Raw genomic sequence first — 18,158 nt, forward strand, 5'->3', positions numbered from 1 at the left:
CACGGCGGCGTCCAACCCGCCGGTGCAACCCATGGCGTCCAACTTGAACGCCACTGACGTCGTGCGCGCCTCGGCGACGGCCAACGTGCCGCCGCCCACGCGCCAACTGACTCCAGTCGTCAAACTGATCGACGTGTCTAAATGCATAGGCTGCAAAGCTTGCCAGTCGGCCTGTATCGAGTGGAACGATACCCAGCCCGAGATGGAAGAGAACGTGGGGATCTATGAAAACCCACACGATCTCACGCCGGACATGTTCACCCTGATGCGTTTCACGGAGTACGAAGACCCTGAAACCGGCGACCTGGAATGGCTGATTCGCAAAGATGGCTGTATGCACTGCGTCGACCCGGGCTGTCTCAAGGCTTGCCCGGCCCCCGGCGCCATCGTGCAGTACTCCAATGGCATTGTCGATTTCATTTCTGAAAACTGCATTGGCTGTGGTTATTGCGTCAAGGGGTGCCCCTTCGACATCCCCCGCATCCACAAAACCGCGCAGGTCGCCAAGAAATGTACGCTGTGCTCAGATCGCGTCGCGGTCGGCCAAGGCCCAGCCTGTGCTAAAGCCTGCCCCACCGAGTGCATCAGTTTCGGCACCGAAGAAGAAATGGACGCGCTGGCGGCTGAGCGAGTAGAAGACCTCAAGGAACGCGGCTACGAGAACGCCGGGCTGTATAACCCCGAAGGGGTGGGCGGCACCCATGTCCGCTATGTTCTGCACCACCGCGACAAACCTTCGTTGTACGCCGGGTTGCCCGACAACCCAGAAATCTCACCCGCGGTGGAATTCTGGAAAGGCCCCGCCAAGAAGGCAGGCTTGGTTGCGGCGGGCATCGCGACGGCAGGCGCCGTGTTGCACGGCCTTATCGCGCGAGCCAACAGGGTCAGCGAGCAGGAAGAAGAAGCCGCACAAGACTTGGTCGACTCAGCTAGCCAAACCCCGGCACGCGAATCCGAAAAGGAGCAATAATGGCCGCTACGCTCAAAACCGAAAACAAGCGAGTTCATTCCGCTTCGGGTGATGAACTGGTCAGCCGCAAACCGGTATTGTTAATGCGGTACCGGGGCTTTACGCGCTGCAACCACTGGCTCACCGCTCTGTGCATGTTCGCACTGCTATTCAGCGGCTTTGCCTTCTTTCACCCGTCGCTGTACTGGCTCACCAACCTGTTTGGCGGCGGCCAGATCACGCGCTGGATCCACCCCTGGATCGGCGTGGTGCTGGTCGTCAGCTTTCTGGGTATGTTCTTGCAAATGTGGCGCTTGAACGTGTTGCGACGGGAAGACGTGGAATGGGGCAAAAAAATCGGCGACGTCGTCCGGGGCAATGGCGACAATTTGCCGGAAGTCGGTAAGTACAACATCGGCCAAAAAGTCGTTTTTTGGGCCATGAGTATTCTCATCTTGCTTCTGGTCGTCACCGGCATCATGATCTGGGAAGAGCAGTTCTCCGGCATCGTGTCCATTCCAGTACAACGCATTGCCGTTGTAGTGCATGCCATTGCCGCATTGGGCTGTTTCCTCGTTGTGCTGGCACACGTCTATGCAGCCATTTGGACACGCGGCACGATTCGCGCCATGACACGTGGCACGGTCACGGGTGGCTGGGCATACCGCCACCACCGTAAATGGCTGCGCGAACTCGCCCGCCGTGATGCCGCCGCAGAGTCCGGCAGGGAATGAGCACTGTCATGGGAAAGAACACACCAATACAGCCCGACCCTTCTTTCATCACCGGCGGCGTCGCCAAGACGCCGTTCGTGCTGCGCCAGGAGCCAGTGCAACAGTTCACACAGCGAGCTGAACGCCTGCGCTTTCTGGCGCAAAGCAGCGATCTCGCCGCCTATCTGGAGTTTCTGGCCGATCTGGCCAGCATTCAGGCAGAACTGGTACAGCAGCACGCGCCGGCACCCATCCGAGCAGAACAGATCAGCCAGGCCGTAGAAAGCGGCCTTCCGCTGATCAATCGCGCCTCCCTGGCTCACGATGCATCTTTGCATGACTGCCTTCAAGCGCTCTGCAAAGCCGCCCAGGCGCTCGCCATGCCAGAGCCCGCCCGTCAGGCTCTGGAAGCCGTCCTCGATGCGTCCCACGAAGACCGCAGCTGGCTGCTGGCCAACGTGCTTGCCGACACCATTCCAGCAGATAGCATTGCCCCCCACCTGTTAGCCGCAGCGGCGGTGCAGGTGCACCTGTCGCAACTTGCGGCGGGCTTACCTGTGGAAGCGCTGCGCCCAGTGGCGACGGGCGTATGCCCTGCCTGTGGCGGTCGTCCTGCCACCTCGTCCGTCATCGGGTTGCGCGACATTGAAAACGTGCGTTACGCCAGTTGCAGTTGCTGTGCCACGCAATGGAATGAAGTTCGCATCAAGTGCCTGTGCTGCGGCTCTACCAAAGGCATCAGCTACCGTAGTGCCGAAACCGCCGATGCCACCGTCAAGGCCGAAGTCTGCAGCGAATGCAACCACTGGGTGAAAGTGCTGTATCAAGTACGCAATGCCAGCCTGGAACCCATCGCCGACGATGTTGGCAGCCTGGGGCTAGACATGCTGATGAAGAACGAAACCCCCTTCACAAAAGGCGGCTTCAACCCCTTCTTGGTGGGGTATTAAGCCCTACACAGTAGGGATGCAGTAACATTGCCCTATAAGATTTTTTCTGGAGTCCACTAAAATGCAAGGCAATCCCAAAGTCATCGAGTGCCTGGTAGAACTGTTGCGTGGCGAACTCGCCGCGCGCGATCAGTACTTCGTGCATTCTCGTCAATACGAAGACCTGGGCTACCAGCGCTTGTACGAACGTATCAACCATGAAATGGAAGAAGAGACTCAGCACGCAGACGACATTCTGCGCCGCATCCTCTTCCTCGAAGGCAAGCCCGACATGCGCCCGCACGAGTTCACCCCGGGTGAAACCGTCGAAGAAATGCTGCGCAAGGATCTCGAAGTCGAATACAAGGTACGCGACAACCTCAAGGCCGCCATGGCACTCTGCGAGGAGCTCGGCGACTATGTCACTCGCGACATGTTGCTGACCCAACTGCGCGACACCGAAGAAGATCACGCCTATTGGCTGGAAAAGCAGCTTGGCCTGATCGAAAAAATCGGCTTGCAGAATTACCTGCAATCGCAAATGGGCTCAGAACAAGCCTGACGGCCCCACCTATGGCCTTAAATCCGGCGGCCATTCAAGCCGCTGGATTCTCCTCTCATTCCCTCAAAATTTCACCTGATACGTCAGAACGACGTTGCGACCCGTGCCTGGCAGTTCGTCTCGAGACGCCCGATATTCCTTATCAAGAATATTGTTGAAGTGCAGCGCAAATTGCTGGCGGGTATCTCGCCCGCTTTCAGCACCCACGGAAAGGTTCAGACTAGCCCATCCTGGCAAGCGGTCGGTGGAATCCACCCCAGCACTGGAGCGCACCGTCTGCAGCGAATGGGTCGAACCCCGCATGTAAAGGTCCGCCCAGATATCGTTGCCGGCCCAGGTATCGTCATAGCGTAAACCCAGGCGGCCGCTGAGGGCGGGTGTCGCACTGTTGTAGGTGGAAAGCGGCCCCACATTGACCTCGCGCCGCATCCAAGCACCCGACGCGTAAGGGGTGAACGATGACCCGGGTATCGCATACTCGGCTAGCAGCTCCAAACCAAAGGAATCTGCACTGTTGGCATTGACATAACCATAGTCGCCAGCCCCCGCCGAAGCCGGGCAGATACCTGCTACGCAGGGCTGTGTGGTGATGTAGTCCTTGGCCTTGGTATAAAAAGCCGTCGCATCCAGTACCAAACCGCCCCCACTGTAACGGGCGCCGATCTCGATATTACGTGACGTTTCGGGCGCAAGTCCCGGATTACCGTGAGTCGGGGAACCACTACCTGCTGTCGTGTCAGTAAACATCTGCAGCAATGTGGGCATGATGTAGCCTTCCGAATACAACGCCCGCAATGTGGTATTGCTGATGCCGGTGTACGTCATGCCCAAAGACTTAACCAAGCGGTCAGTAGTGCTCCCCCCTCGGCCTGCTTCAATCGGCTGACTGCTTTTATCCAGGCTGGATTTCACATGGTAATAGCGCAGGCCGCCTATGAGTTTGAAGTCGTCTGTAATTGACCACTCATCCTGTACAAACGCCGACAGCGTGCGCAAGGAGGCGCGGTCTCGACGCGGGTTATATCTCACCGTTTTCATCGGTGGCTGCATTGGGATGGATCGGGTCGTACTCGTTGTCGAGTTCTTCGCCGTGTCCAAGTCGTCCATCAAATATTGCACGCCGGCAATGGTGTAGTGGGAAGGATAGAACTGCAGGTCAACCTGCGCCGTGCCGCCGTAATTGACATTGCGATCATCCGAGGTGGAGTTCACCCCCACGCTCATAATGGGAAGCGGCTGCATGGTTACGGTATTGGAAAACAGCCTGTCCACCTTCTGATAATAGGCGTCCACATGGACTTTACGCACCAGCGGGCTCAGGTTCTCGCCATCGTAATACAGCCCAACCTTGGTCAGGTCCCGTTTCGGAAGGCTGATATTGAAATCCGTAATCGGATACTGCAGGGTCGACGGGCTTGTCCAGCTGTCTGTCTCCAGCTTGTGCTGATTAACCTTGAGCGCAATATGGTGGTTGCGTTCAGCGCCCAAGGTGTAGCCCAGGTGCAGCGACACATCCCGATTATTGTAGGAAGTGCCATCCAGCCTGCCGGTGGGGGTGTACTGCCCTTTGGGCACCTTGCGATCATTGTGGTCATCACCGCTGACCGACAGGCGGTAATCAAAGTCACCCACAGAGCCAGATAAAGCGCTCCACCCCTGCCAGCCGTTTGAGCCCGAATACCACGTGCCGCCCACTTCAAGCCCTATCGGCCCATCCCCCCCGCGCCGCGTGATGATGTTAACAACGCCCCCAATAGCCTTAGCGCCGTGCAATACTGAAGCTGGCCCTCGAATCACCTCGATGCGCTCAACGTTGGCGGGGTCCACCAGGATGGGCGTACCAAATGTGCTGTGATCCGTGATCTCCTGCCCGTCAACCAAAATGGTCACGCGCTGCGAGGACTCGCCCCGAATGCGGATACGCTTCATACCGGCCGCCGAAGCATCCACGACCTCAACCCCCGGCACATCGCGAATCAATTCAGCGATGCTTTCGGGAGCCTGCCGCTCAATCTCATACCGATCAATCACGGACACGGAGGCAGGGCTGTTCTGCACGGAAGTTTCGGTCCGGGTTCCCAGCACGGTAATCGTGTCCAGCTTGGACGGCCGCATGGCAGCAGGTGAGCCCGGTTGTTCGCTGCTATCGATAGTTTGAGCAGAGGTTGGCAACAGGCAGGAAGCCGCTAACGCCATGGTTGTAGCCAGTGTTGATTTCTTCATTTTTAGATCTCGTACTCCAGTGCGTCATTCCATCGCCAAAAGGCGTGCGCACCCATGACTGCGGCCCCATGCCGCAGCTCATACAGGAAACAAGTCTTGAAGAAACAACCATTAGGATTCTGGCGCCAGCAACTTCTGCCTGGACGTCACGCAGTAAATTGAACCACCCTCGTCGCGGCAGGGCTCGCCAACCGCCAGCCGCTCTACACTCACCCTCCCCGATTCAACACGAACGACATACCGGTGCACCGGCTGATGTTCTGTCACACCATGCTTGAAAGGTTCAAAGTGCGAGTGGGAAGGGAGGCATTCAAGACGCTCGATCGGCGCGCTACCACTTTGAAGAATGGTGCGCACCAACAAAGCCCTGCGCTCACACTCTTCCTGAGTCTGGGTATTCACGAACGCAGCAGAAAGCCCCCCGTCTGAAAGGGTCAGAATCAACATCAGAAACGTTGCGGTCATGCCTATGCCACCCCCGTCACACTTGCGCCATCGGGGGTATCTCTAGCAGGGCTCAGGGAAAAAGGCGTTACAGGGTTCACACAACGCAAGCGCTGCGCATCTACCGCTGCTAACGTCCGCCCCCGGGTGGCCGGGTCGCGCAACACCCTGTCAATAAGCTCGGCCAAGTCCGCCCGTGTGATGAAACCATGGACCTGAGGATCCTCGCACAGCCATCCTTGGCCTGTCGCGTTATCAGAAAGCAGACCGCCCGGGCGCACAATGGTGGCGCTGGGCAGCACGCGCCTGAGATGATTTTCGGCCCGCGTTTTAGCATCGACACTGTCGCCGAATGCCTCAACGGCTTTTGCCGAACGATAAGGTGCCATATCGCCGCACCCAATTGAGGTAACCAGCACGAAGCGGTGGATGCCCACCTGCGCAGCCTGGTCGGCCACGTGGACATTACCTTCATGGTCAACGTAACGTCCGTTCTGACGGCCCCCAAGAGTGGAAACGACATCACACCCGGCCCCTGCGGCACTGAAGGCACGCGCCACGTCATCGGGTTCTAAGGCATCGCCCTGCAACACGTGCACACCCAAGTCATGCAATTCAGTGCCGTCCGATTGCGGACGCAACATGGCATATACATCGACCCCCTGTCGCCGTAACCTCCGCGCAAGCAAAAGCCCGGTGCCACGGCTGGCGCCGAAAATCAGCACGGGTACGGAAGATTTGTGATTCACGCGACCTCCTGCACCGTGAGTTTGCGTTCCAGCTCATTAAAACGTTCAACTTGGTCAGACTTAAGCTCGCGGCCTTCATCCCGCCCTACATACACCTTGAACATGGCATCGCCATCGGCGTTGAAGAACTGTACCGACCGCGTCTCCTTACCCATGAAAGGGCGTCGCACAAAATAGATGGCGCCGCAACGCTCTGGCCTCAGATGTCCGCTTAGAGGGCCATCTCCCCCTTGCAGGTTATAAAAACCGTGGCCAAGTTTGCCTGTGGGAACCGCCGCATGACACTCTATGATGACATCGGGAGTATGAACAATGACAGTCATCTTGCCCCACCCTGCGAGATCCTGCATGACATCGACAAAGGCACTGCCAGCAACGCGCGTGCGCATCTCTTGCGGCAGCGCCTCCACCACCGCCTGCTGCGACACCCCATATTGCGCCGCGAGGGCTTCCAGAATGCCGCCTGGATTCTTGGCCAGCTCGGCCTGCAACGCCTGAAGATTTGAAACCTGAGTCACAATGGAACTCCTTTTGGTTGATTTCCTTGCAGACAGCGCTTCAGACAGCAAGGCGTCGAATGCAAAGATAAGATTGCTATACCAAAACCGCCCCGCCAGCGTCAGGCGGATGATGCCTTCATCCCAGTCCAGCAGACCAGCGGATTGCCACTGCTTCACCAGGGAAATCATATTTTTCTTGACCTCTTCATCGAGGCAAGCCGTCGCTGTTGCAAAGTCCAGCTGACCCACTTCAAAACCCGCAGTCACCGCACAGCGCAGAGGATGAAGCACATCTGCCATCCAGAGGCCGGCAATGGGTTTTGCTCCCCGACTTACCGCGCCCTCATAGACTTCCAGGTCACTGTTGACGGCGTAGCTGTACATGCCGACGGAACCGCCGCCGCCTGCACCGAACGCCAAGCAGTCCCTTCCCTGTTTGATCTGAAGGTTGTAACGGTTGCGTTCAAGCTTTGTGCGTCGCCAGTGGCTGTTGCTGAGTTGTTCCCAGCCTGCTGCGGCCAAGGTACGCGCGCCTGTGTCGTACATCTCGCCCAAGGTGTCGAGCCCGCCCAATGCGGGAAACTTACCCAAGCCGACGGCTTTGTGCAGCGGCGAACCAGGAATCAAATTCAAACCGTATAAGTCGATGCCGTCGGGCTCCAGCGCGATGGCAGCCGCCAGATCCTGGCGCCAGACTTCCGGCGTCTGTCCCGGCAGTCCGTACAAGAGGTCAATCACCAACGCAAAACCTTCACGGCTGCGCAACCCTTCCAGAAAACGCAGAACCTCGCCTCGTTTAGACTTGCGCCCCTGGCGCCTTCGCACATCTGTATCGAACGACTGCACGCCGATGGAAATCCGGTTCACCCCTGCTGCCAGGCAGGCGTCTATTTTTTCATCATCGAAATGGGTGATGCGGCCTTCAAGGGTAATTTCACAATCGTCCGCCAGCGGCAGATGGCGACGGGCTGCGATCAACACGCGCTCAAGATCTTGAGCTGACAAAGCACTGGGCGTCCCACCCCCAAAGTACAAGGCATCCACAGACGCGGATGACCCGTATGCTGCCTCGCCCCCCAAAGCCAGTTCACCTGCCAACAATTTCGCGTACCGGGAGGCCGCAGCAGGCGTGTGAGCATAGCGATAAAAGCCGCAGAACAGGCAGTGATTTGCGCAGAACGGCACGTGGATATAGGCCAGCTGACCACTCGAACCACCCACTTCTTGATGCAAGCGCGTGCACAGCCCCGCCGCATCCGTCGTGGTTACTGCCCGTTTGTTTCGCCATGGCAGTACGGCCCGGCGAACCGCGAATGCATTGCGCAGCGGATTGTGATCATAACGTGCGAAGTATTCGTTCAGCATGACCATCCTTAATTTTAATAGGAACCTACACCATAACGATAATTATTATTATTCATAATTGTTATGATAAAAATCAAAGTCACTTGCGCTGGTACAAATCCGCAGGTACTAAGGCCCGAGATATGGCCCCGCATTCATTCAAGCACCAAAGAAAAGAGGCCGGCCCTCCAATCAAAGGATGTCCGGCCCTATAGCCAATGCATTGTGAAGCGGGCCACTACCCGCCCAGCACATCAGCTTCGTTAGTTACCCTGCCTGCACGCCAAGCGTTGACGGCTTGCCTGCGGCCGCATCTGCTTCGGCATGAGGATCAAGGACTCGATCGCCCTGCGCATCGCGGATACGCGTAACCAGCCCGATGCGATTCATCAGTTCGATAAAGGGCTTGGGGTCGAGCTCTTCGACGTTCACCATGCGGCTGACATCCCATACGCCATCGGCAATCAGCATTGCGGCTGCCACAGCAGGCACCCCGGCGGTGTAAGAAATAGCCTGACTGCCCACTTCCTTGTAAGCCTCGGCATGATCGGAAATATTGTAGATAAAGACTTCCTGAGGCTTGCCGTTTTTCGTGCCTTTCAGCAAGTCGCCAATACACGTTTTACCAGTGTAATTCGGCGCCAACGAGGCCGGATCCGGAAGCACGGCCTTAACGACCTTGAGCGGCACAACTTCCAGGCCTTCAGCCGTACGCACCGGCTTTTCAGACAGCAGGCCCAGGTTCTTCAGCACGGTGAACACATTAATGTAGTGATCGCCGAACCCCATCCAAAAGCGAATATTCTTTACACCCAGATTCTTCGACATAGAGTGAAGTTCGTCGTGGCCAGTGAGATAGGCCGTGCTCTTGCCCACCACAGGAAGATCCCATTCCTTGCGGTGCTCGAACATCTGATTAGCCTTCCACTTGCCGTCCTCCCACGACCACACGGTTTCCGTGAATTCGCGGAAATTGATTTCAGGGTCGAAGTTGGTAGCAAAGTAATGCCCGTGGCTGCCAGCGTTAATGTCGATAATGTCAATGGACTCCACGGTGTCGAAGTAGGTGTCCATGCCATAACGGCCATAGGCATTAACCACGCCAGGGTCAAAGCCTACACCCAGAATCGCGGTCACGCCCGCTTTGCGGCAGTCTTCCAAACGCTTCCATTCGTAGTTGGCGTACCAAGGCGGCGTCTCGCAGACCTTGGCCGGGTCTTCGTGAATCGCTGTATCCAGGTAGGCGGCCCCTGTTTCAATACATGCCTGCAAGACCGACATATTGAGGAAAGGCGACCCCAGGTTAAGAACAATCTGGCTACCAGTTGAGCGAATCAGAGCCTTGGTCGCCTCGACATCCATGGCATCGAGCTGGTGGGCTTTGAGCAGGCCAGGGCCGCACTGATTCCCTTTTTCCTTGATAGAAGCAATGATGGCTTCACATTTACTAAGCGTGCGTGAAGCGATGTGAATATCGCCCAGCAGAATATTGTTTTGCGCGCATTTGTGTGCGGCAACATGCGCTACGCCACCTGCGCCGATAATAAGTACGTTACGTTTCATGTGGATAACCCCCCAGTATTTGAGTGAGCAGCGCGCCGATCAGGACAAGCTGTTGACGTAATCGTCAAAGGAAAATTCGCGCACCACGCGCACGGAGCCATCGGCTTCCTTAATGGCTATGGACGGCATATTGACGCCATTGAACCAATTCTTTTTCACCATGGTGTAGCCAGCGGCATCACCGATGGAAATGCGGTCGCCCACCTGCAAGGGCCGGCGGAATCGGCCTTCGCCGAAAATATCGCCTGCCAAGCATGTCTTGCCGCAAATCATGTACTCATGCTCGCCTTCGCCATCGCCCACCGGCGCGGTTTCGCGATAAATGAGCAGATCAAGCATGTGAGCCTCAGTGGAAGCATCCACGACTGCAAGATGCTTGCCATTGAAGCCGACATCCAAAACACTGACTTCCAGGGTGGTGCTCTGCGTCACTGAGGCCTCGCCCGGCTCCAAGTACACCTGCACACCATACTTCTGCGAAAAATCGCGTAAACGCTTACAGAAAGCATCAAGCGGATAGCCAGGCTCGGTAAAACTGATTCCGCCTCCCAGGCTCACCCACTTCAAACGCTTTAGTATGTCGCCGTAACGCTCTTCCACCGCTGACAACAGATCGTCAAAGCGTTGCAAGTCATTGTTTTCACAATTGTTGTGAATCATCACGCCATCTATGCGGTCGATCACGCCCAGAATGCGTTGCGGGTCGCCTTCGCCCAATCGACTGAACTGACGCGCCGGATCAGCCAGATCGAAACCCGCCACGCTGACACCCGGGTTCAGGCGCAGGCCCATAGGTTTTCCCTGGGCATACTTCGCGTAGCGTTCGAGCTGATTGATGGAGTTGAAAATGATTTTGTCGCAGTTGGCGACGACTTCTTCGATTTCGTGGTCGGCATACGCCACGCTATACGCGTGGGTTTCGCCACCAAACTTCTGGTAGCCCAGCTTAACCTCATACAGGGAAGATGAGGTCGTGCCGTCCATATGTTTGCGCATCAGGTCGAATACCGACCACGTGGCGAAACACTTGAGCGCCAACAAGACCTTGGCGCCGGAATGCTCGCGGACGTAATCCATGATGTCCAGGTTACGCTGCAGAGCCTGCTTATCGATAAGGTAGTACGGTGTAGTTAAGTTGTGCATCTTTAATCAGGGTACGGACTGACGGCTGCTGCCAGTTTCAGCAGACTTTCTCTTGCGCGCTTTGGTGCGCCGGGTGGTTTTGCTTCCAAGAGATTCGATGGCGAGCGGCTGACGATTCGGGAAAGTGGCCAGAATCTGCAATTTGCCGCCCATGCCTTCTACGTAGTGCTGCAAGGTGGACACCAGCATGTCGCGCCGCTTTTCAATGCGCGACACCGTTCCCTGACCGACACCCATGGCCAGAGCAAGGTCATCCTGCGTGTATCGCGTAGCTTTGCGCAAATCCTTGAGCGTTTCCACCTTCACAGCGGGCGCGACAACAGGCTGCACATGAGCATAGTCATCTGTTTTCTTGGAGTTTCCATGAGCGTGCGATGCGGTTCCATTCATGGAAACACCCGCCGCCTTCTGGGATTTCTTGGGCATACTTTTACCGGATTTGGTAGTCATACAAGCTTGCGTTAACGCCTGAAAAACAAGCCATTCATAACGCCAAGGCACGAATGATATATGCCCCCAAATGAATATGCAAGCAAAGGCATATTTCAGCTATTGCACGTTATTGGCTGTCAACGCCAAGGATGTAGGCGCATAAAGCAGTAAAAGACTCCGCCCGCCAAGATTCAAACTGGAAGGGGATGCGTGTGTACCGGAGTAAAGCCCAGCACGATTCACACTTTCAAAACAACAAAAAGGGCGGGAGAAAACCCCGCCCTTTTTGTCAGACTTCCTAAGCACCAACTAACAACCAGAGCTTAACTGCATAGTTAGCGAATCCCCGCTACACCATTGCTCAATACCACGATATCGCGTTCCTTCACTTTGGCTTGGAACTGCACCATACCCGGTTCAGCTTCCCACATTTCAACCACAATGGTTTCGCCCGGGTAGACGGGAGACGAGAAGCGGGTGTCGAAACGCGTCAGGCGGGTGGGGTCGTAGCCGCACAATGTCTTGATGATGGCGTGAGCAGCCACACCGTAAGTGCACAAGCCATGGAGAATGGGTTTTGGATAGCCTGCTGCGGTAGCGACCTGCGGGTCGACGTGCAGAGGATTAGGGTCAGCATTCAAGCGGTACAGCAACGCCGCCTGCGGCAAAGTGGGCAATGTGCACACGTGGTCGGGCGCACGCTCGGGCACCTTTGGCAACGCCTCGGGGCCTGGGTCGCTAACGCCGAACCCGCCATCGGCACGGCAGAACGTCGTCTGAGCAACCGTAGCCAGCACGGAATCGTCCGAAGCATCGTGCAGCGTACGCTCCACAATTACCAGCGCCCCTTTATCCGCCCCCTTGTCAATGACATGAGCCACACGGCTGCGACCAATCACCTCACCCGACGAGGGGAAAGGTTTATGAAAGCTCATGCGCTGTTCACCGTGAACCAGTTTGACCCAAGTGATGCCTGCACGCGGGTCCTGCATCCAGAAGCCAGGATAGCCAAGCACTGACCCCATGGTGGGGAATACCTTGAGATTCTTCTCGTAGACAAAGTTCAGTTGATCTTCATCGAGGGGATCGTGCCCAAGGCCGATGCCCAACGCGTAAAGCATGACGTCTTTTTCAGAATAAGTCTGCCGAACGTCTTCGAATGTCCAGTTTTTGATAAGTTGGTAGTCAAGCGCCATCGTAATCTGGCTCCTTTTTATTCAAATAGGTGTACAAAGGCCGACAAAAGACGCCGCTTCGGCACAACGGCCGAAGCGCGGGCGAATCGATTTAGATCGGGTCCCAGTTAACTACGTCAGGCGAACGCTCAAGGGCGAAGAAGCTGTTCTTCATGGCCGGCGCCGCAATTTCAGCAATGGATTCCGGTGTCCAGCCTTCCGACAGATGGACGGAACGGATGGGACGCGGCTGGCTGAACAACATGATCTCATTCGCGCGAACGCTGAAAATCTGGCCGGTAACTTCGTTCGCGGCATCGCTGCCCAGGTAGACCACCATGGGGGCAACCTTGCCTGCTTCCATCTTCTGCAGCTTCTGAACGCGAGCTTTTTCCTCGGGGGTGTTGGCAGGAATCGAGCTGGTCATCGCTGTCCAGGCAAAAGGTGCGATGCAGTTAGAGCGCACATTGAAGCGCGACATGTCCAGAGCGATAGACTTGGACAGGCCTACGATGCCCATCTTGGCTGCCGAATAGTTGGACTGGCCGAAGTTGCCGATCAAGCCCGAAGTGGACGTCATGTGGATGTAAGCGCCGGATTCCTGCTCACGGAAATAGGGAGCTGCCGCACGGCTGACGTTAAAAGAACCGTTCAGGTGCACATCAATGACCTGCGACCACTCTTCGTCGTTCATCTTATGGAACAAACGATCACGCAGATTGCCCGCATTATTGACCACGATATCGATACGACCGAAGGTGTCGACCGCAGCTTTCACAATGCCTTCGGCAGATTCGCGGCGAGCCACGTTATCGGTGTTGGCCACCGCCTTACCACCTGCTGCGATGATTTCATCAACGACCGCCTGGCCTGCTTCCGCACTGATATCGTTCACTACAACACTGGCGCCCGAAGCCGCCATCGCCAAAGCTATACCCTTGCCGATGCCATTGCCTGCACCCGTCACGATGGCGACTTTGCCTGCTACGATGCCACTCATTATTTCAATCTCCTATCAAGGTCAATATATTGTCTGGGCTGGAAGATCCAACCCTCGAACGTAGATCAGTTTTCATCAAACTACAAGTTGATTTTCTGGAATAAGGCCTTCGGTATGCCTTAATGCCCGCCCACATCAGCCCGTTTTCCCACAAGGGGAACACGCCACCAACAAGCATGTTTGTCAGATGCCCGCCTGAGCAAAATGGGCGATGACGGCCTCGCGAAAATCTCGGGAAAGCGGCGAAAGATAGCCGCCCTTGCGCCAGAAAATAGCGAGTTCGTGGTGCCATGACATACCCTCACCCGAAAGAGCAGATAAGCCCTGCCCGGCAGGCTGATCAAGAATGCGCGGCGGCATGATGCCCAACAGGTCGGAACAGCGCAGCAATTCAGCAAAAGCAACGGGCGATGCTGTGCTTTCAACCGCCAGTTTGGGAGGCGGCAAACCCACGGAAGTAAAGCGCTCCTCCAGCCATTGACGCAGATACAGCGAGCGCGCGGGCAAAGCCCAACGCTCTTGCGCTAGGTCTGCCATGTCATGAAACAGGTGGCGACGGGGGTGATCAACACGCGCCACAATCTGCATGGTTAACGGCCCTAGCGGTGTGTATTCAAGATCAGCCGGAAGCTTTTCGGGTGTGGCCGCCATAATGAGGTCCGCCTGCCCCTTGCGCAATAAGCTAATCAAGCGGGCGCTCAAAGACGTTTCAATAGAGAACGTGGCCAGCGGACGCCGAACGAAAAAACTTGCCAGCAGAGGGGAAATTAGTGTCGGAACCAGATAAGGCAAGGTTCCGAGCCGCACCACTCCCGCTTTGGCCATGCGCTGGTCTTCCAGCTCATTTTCCAAATCGTCCATGGCCAATACAACTTTCTGCGCATGCTGCCGCAAGGTAACACCCGCCTCCGAAAGCACCACCCCACGTGGCAGACGCTCAACAAGCTGCATGCCGGCCTGGGCTTCCAGACGGATCAATACTTTTGACAAAGCCGATTGTGTCAGCCCGGCCACCTCCGCCGCTCGATGCAGGTTGCCATGCTCGGCCACCGATAGAAAAGCCCTCAAATCCTGTAATCGCATTGCTGTTTACACGCTTGTTGTTTAAAGCCTGTCTCTCCAACCCAAAAACAAGCCTACCAGGAATCACAGAAGTCTCGACAGGAATCCATACCCTCCCTCTTCACTCTTAAACTGAAATGAAAAAGAGTGGTCGCTCCCGACCATGATTCTCATTTTCCAACCACAACGGAGACAAAAATGTTAATGAAAAATCCAGGTTCGCGCCTTCGCTATGCATGGATGCTGAGCGCTGTTTTGTCGCTCGGCGCTCACGGCATTGCAGCCGCTGATAGCGAAACCTACCCTTCCCGTCCAATAACCATTGTTGTGCCCTCAGCAGCCGGCAACGTTAATGACGCAACCGCCCGACTGATCGGCGACGAGCTCACCAAAGTCTGGAATCAACCGGTCATCGTCGATAACCGCCCGGGCGCCGGTACAACGATTGGAACACGCTATGTGGCCAACGCCCCCAAGGACGGCTACACCGCACTGCTGACCTTTACCGCCCACGTACAGAACCCCTCGCTTTACCCCGATATCGGCTACGACGCCCTGAACGATTTTGAAGCGGTAAGCGAAGTCGCGCTGTCATCGACCATACTAGCAGTATCCCCCAACTTCCCTGTCAAGACGCTGCCTGAATTAGTCGAACTGGTGAAAGCCAACCCCGGAAAATATCCCTACGGTTCTTACGGGATGGGCACGACCGGACATATTCTGGGCGAACTGCTGAAAAAAGAAGCCGGCCTCGACATGGAGCACATTGCTTACAAGGGCGGCGCGCCTCTGGCCACCGACCTGGTGGCGGGCCACGTGCAAATTGGCCTGATCGCTGTGGGCACGGCTAAAGCACTCCTTGACGCAGGCAAGCTAGTACCTGTGGCCATCACAGGAAGCCAACGTTCAGCATTGTTGCCCAATGTTCCAACCTTCCTGGAAGAAGGTTATGAAGGCTTTGAGCCGGATGCCTGGATGGGTCTACTCGTCCCCGCAGGCGTGCCGCAAGATCGCGTCCAAGCTCTGTCAAAAGAAATCGCACGCATCGTTAAAGAGCCCGCGATGGAAAAACGCCTGATGGATCTCAACCTGGTACCTGTGGGCAATACACCCGAAGAGTTCAAAAAGGTCTTGCACGACGATTACGCAAAATGGACACAAGTCATTAAAGACGTCGGCATTACAAGGCAGTAACACCATGAGCGATATCGAAGCGCTGGTTTGCACTCACTGGGGGCACTGGAGCGAACTCACCGTACAACGCCTTGCCCGCCCCGCTCTTGGGCCTGGGCAAGTGCGGATACGTGTCCACCATGCAGGGGTCGGGTTTGCAGTCAGTTTGTTCGTTTCCGGCAAATACCAGCGCAAGCCGCCGCTACCTTTCACACCGGGCACGGAAGTATCGGGCGTCATTCTGGAAACCGCGCCCGACGTGCAACATCTGCACCCAGGCCAGCGTGTCGTGGCGGCGCTGGATTGGGGCGCCTATGCCGAGGAAGCTATCGCCAGCGCACATACAACCTACCCCGTGCCGGAAGGCCTGGATTTGTCCCAAGCTGCGGCACTACCCATCACCTATGGCACGGTGTGGGCCGCGCTGGAGTGGCGCGCAAAACTGCAGCCCGGCGAAACACTGTTGGTACACGGCGCCAGCGGCGCCCTGGGCACGGCCGCCGTGCAGATTGGCCGGCTGATGGGTGCAACGGTTATTGCGACCGCCAGCACCGAAGCAAAACGCGCCGCCGCGCTGGAAAACGGTGCGCACCATGTCCTGTCTTCCCAGGCTGACGAACTGGCAAAAAGCGTCAAGGCGCTATGCCCGAAGGGGGGAGCGGACATTATCTTCGACCCAGTGGGCGGCGATTTGTTTGACGCCTCGCTGCGCTGTATCGCCCCCGAAGGCCGGCTGCTGACCATTGGCTATGCCAGTGGCCGCATTCCCAACGCGGCTGCCAATCTTCTGCTGGTGAAGAATGTATCTCTCATCGGCTTTAACTACGGGTATTACATCGGTTGGGGGCTAACAGACGAACGCGCCACCTACGCCGATCGCGTGCAGGAGATAGTCGGAAAAATTCTGACTGCCGTGGCTGAAGGCAAGCTGCCTCCCCCCCGGACCCACCACTTTCCATTCCATCAATGGGAAGAGGCCATCAACACGGTGATGGAGCGGCGTTCGGTTGGAAAAGTCATTCTGGATATTGGGAGCCGTGCATGATGCAGGCAAGTAAAGATGAAACACCCTTGCTGGAAGGCCTGATCGTCCTCGATCTCAGCCAGGGCATCGCTGGCCCGTATTGCGGCCTGCTGCTGCGCCAGCAGGGCGCACGAGTCATCAAGGTGGAACCGCCGACGGGAGACTGGAGCCGCCAGATGGGCCGAGCGCGTGCTGGCCACACCGCCATTTCCATTGCGTATAACGCCGGTAAGGAAAGCGTGGTGCTCGATACCCGCACACCGGAAGGTCGCAGCGCCCTGCAGCGCTTGGCTACGAAGGCCGATATTGTTATCCAAAACTTTCGGCCGGGCGTGGCAGAGCGCATGGGGGCAGGCTACGAGGAACTGGCCCGCGCAAACCCGAAACTCATCTATGTTTCAATTTCAGGGTATGGGCCGGACGGCCCCATGGCTCAGTTGCCCGCGCTAGATACCACCATGCAGGCAGTCAGCGGCCTGATGTACGTCAATCGCGATGTCGCCACAGACCAGCCGCGCCGCATCGGGTTCTTTTTGATTGATCTGACTACCGGCATGTACGCCGCCCAGAATATCGGCACCGCCTTGTATCGCGCAGCACTAACCGGTCAGGGCCGCCACATACACGTCTCCATGCTGCAAGCCAGCGCAGCGCTACAGTCTTATATTGTGCTGGATGATGCCATGTTCCCCCACGCGGAATCCGCTGTCTTCAATGCACCAACTGGCATATTCGAAACCCAGGACGGCCCCCTGTATATCAGTATGCTGAACGACGCCATGTTTCAGCGCTTGGCAAGCACACTGGGGTTCGATGACTGGCTGTCCGACCCTGAATTACGAAGCAGCGCCGGGCGCATGCCTCGCGCTGCCGAATTGAACCAACGGGTGGCCGCCAAACTGGCGGAAAACAGCCGGGATTACTGGGAACGCGCCTTGGCTGACAACGATGTCCTGTTCGGGCGCGTTAACCATCCGCGCGACCTTCGCACTAACCCCCAGGCTTTGCATTCAGGCTTGTTCAGCGCCCTACCGCAAACAGGAATCGGCGAGCTGCCGTGGCCTGGCCTGCCGGGCAACGGCTTCCATCAGATTGCGCCGGGTGAGGCGCCTACCCTGGGCCAACATACCGAAGCCATCATTAAAGAGTTCAACCTTTAGAGCCTTTCCCCGC

General features: G+C 56.8%; 17 protein-coding genes. 7 read left to right on the plus strand and 10 right to left on the minus strand.

Going from position 1 to position 18,158, the window contains the following annotated elements:
• The first annotated feature begins 31 nt into the window (after positions 1-31).
• From fdxH to bfr, 4 genes are all read left to right on the plus strand, one after another.
• Complete coding sequence (fdxH, locus tag VRY85_RS11470) at positions 32-970, plus strand: formate dehydrogenase subunit beta (protein ID WP_414598859.1); 939 nt, start codon at positions 32-34, stop codon at positions 968-970.
• Positions 970-1,683 (plus strand): formate dehydrogenase subunit gamma, encoded by a 714-nt coding sequence (locus tag VRY85_RS11475; protein ID WP_414598736.1) that lies wholly within the window; start codon positions 970-972, stop codon positions 1,681-1,683. The genes fdxH and VRY85_RS11475 overlap by 1 nt, the downstream gene beginning before the upstream one ends.
• 8 nt (positions 1,684-1,691) lie before the next feature.
• The gene (gene fdhE / locus VRY85_RS11480) at positions 1,692-2,612 is read left to right on the plus strand and encodes a formate dehydrogenase accessory protein FdhE (protein WP_414598737.1); all 921 of its coding nucleotides are present in this window, start codon (positions 1,692-1,694) and stop codon (positions 2,610-2,612) included.
• A 61-nt stretch (positions 2,613-2,673) separates the two neighbouring features.
• Entirely contained in the window at positions 2,674-3,153 is a 480-nt protein-coding gene (gene bfr, locus VRY85_RS11485; protein WP_414598738.1) for a bacterioferritin, read from the plus strand.
• Positions 3,154-3,216: 63 nt separating this feature from the next.
• On the opposite strand, the gene VRY85_RS11490 is transcribed toward bfr, so the two are convergent.
• The 10 genes from VRY85_RS11490 to VRY85_RS11535 all read right to left on the minus strand — a co-directional run bounded on the left by VRY85_RS11490 (position 3,217) and on the right by VRY85_RS11535 (position 14,809).
• Complete coding sequence (locus tag VRY85_RS11490) at positions 3,217-5,376, minus strand: TonB-dependent receptor plug domain-containing protein (RefSeq protein WP_414598739.1); 2,160 nt, start codon at positions 5,374-5,376, stop codon at positions 3,217-3,219.
• Positions 5,377-5,487: 111 nt separating this feature from the next.
• A complete protein-coding gene (locus tag VRY85_RS11495; protein WP_414598740.1) occupies positions 5,488-5,841 on the minus strand; it encodes a hypothetical protein in 354 nt (117 codons plus the stop codon).
• Between the two features lie 2 nt (positions 5,842-5,843).
• Positions 5,844-6,569 carry an SDR family oxidoreductase gene (locus VRY85_RS11500; RefSeq protein ID WP_414598741.1) on the minus strand — a complete coding sequence of 242 codons (726 nt, stop codon included), beginning with the start codon at positions 6,567-6,569 and terminating at the stop codon, positions 5,844-5,846.
• Positions 6,566-8,434 (minus strand): heme anaerobic degradation radical SAM methyltransferase ChuW/HutW, encoded by a 1,869-nt coding sequence (hutW, locus tag VRY85_RS11505; RefSeq protein WP_414598742.1) that lies wholly within the window; start codon positions 8,432-8,434, stop codon positions 6,566-6,568. The genes VRY85_RS11500 and hutW overlap by 4 nt, the downstream gene beginning before the upstream one ends.
• A 246-nt stretch (positions 8,435-8,680) precedes the next feature.
• Positions 8,681-9,976 carry a saccharopine dehydrogenase C-terminal domain-containing protein gene (locus tag VRY85_RS11510; protein WP_414598743.1) on the minus strand — a complete coding sequence of 432 codons (1,296 nt, stop codon included), beginning with the start codon at positions 9,974-9,976 and terminating at the stop codon, positions 8,681-8,683.
• Between the two features lie 39 nt (positions 9,977-10,015).
• On the minus strand, positions 10,016-11,119 hold the full coding sequence (gene nspC / locus VRY85_RS11515; RefSeq protein ID WP_414598744.1) for a carboxynorspermidine decarboxylase: 1,104 nt from the start codon (positions 11,117-11,119) through the stop codon (positions 10,016-10,018).
• Positions 11,120-11,125: 6 nt separating this feature from the next.
• Positions 11,126-11,569: a helix-turn-helix domain-containing protein gene (locus tag VRY85_RS11520; RefSeq protein WP_414598745.1), complete on the minus strand. Its 444-nt coding sequence runs from the start codon at positions 11,567-11,569 to the stop codon at positions 11,126-11,128.
• 317 nt (positions 11,570-11,886) lie between these two features.
• A complete protein-coding gene (locus VRY85_RS11525) occupies positions 11,887-12,747 on the minus strand; it encodes a MaoC/PaaZ C-terminal domain-containing protein (RefSeq protein WP_414598746.1) in 861 nt (286 codons plus the stop codon).
• A gap of 91 nt (positions 12,748-12,838) precedes the next feature.
• Positions 12,839-13,726 carry an SDR family NAD(P)-dependent oxidoreductase gene (locus tag VRY85_RS11530; RefSeq protein ID WP_414598747.1) on the minus strand — a complete coding sequence of 296 codons (888 nt, stop codon included), beginning with the start codon at positions 13,724-13,726 and terminating at the stop codon, positions 12,839-12,841.
• A gap of 183 nt (positions 13,727-13,909) precedes the next feature.
• Complete coding sequence (locus tag VRY85_RS11535; protein WP_414598748.1) at positions 13,910-14,809, minus strand: LysR family transcriptional regulator; 900 nt, start codon at positions 14,807-14,809, stop codon at positions 13,910-13,912.
• A gap of 177 nt (positions 14,810-14,986) precedes the next feature.
• Between VRY85_RS11535 and VRY85_RS11540 the strand changes: the two genes are divergently transcribed.
• Genes VRY85_RS11540 through VRY85_RS11550 form a run of 3 tightly spaced genes read left to right on the plus strand, consistent with a single transcriptional unit; the run spans position 14,987 to position 18,145 of the window.
• Positions 14,987-15,982, plus strand: coding sequence for a Bug family tripartite tricarboxylate transporter substrate binding protein (locus VRY85_RS11540; RefSeq protein WP_414598749.1), 996 nt, complete (start codon positions 14,987-14,989; stop codon positions 15,980-15,982).
• Positions 15,983-15,986: 4 nt separating this feature from the next.
• Positions 15,987-17,006, plus strand: coding sequence for an NADPH:quinone oxidoreductase family protein (locus VRY85_RS11545; RefSeq protein WP_414598750.1), 1,020 nt, complete (start codon positions 15,987-15,989; stop codon positions 17,004-17,006).
• Positions 17,003-18,145, plus strand: a complete 1,143-nt coding sequence (locus VRY85_RS11550) for a CaiB/BaiF CoA transferase family protein (protein ID WP_414598751.1) — start codon at positions 17,003-17,005, stop codon at positions 18,143-18,145. The genes VRY85_RS11545 and VRY85_RS11550 overlap by 4 nt, the downstream gene beginning before the upstream one ends.
• Positions 18,146-18,158: the final 13 nt, after the last annotated feature.

It is taken from the genome of Achromobacter sp. F4_2707, from assembly GCF_047501535.1.
Classification (GTDB): Bacteria; Pseudomonadota; Gammaproteobacteria; order Burkholderiales; family Burkholderiaceae_B; genus Yanghanlia.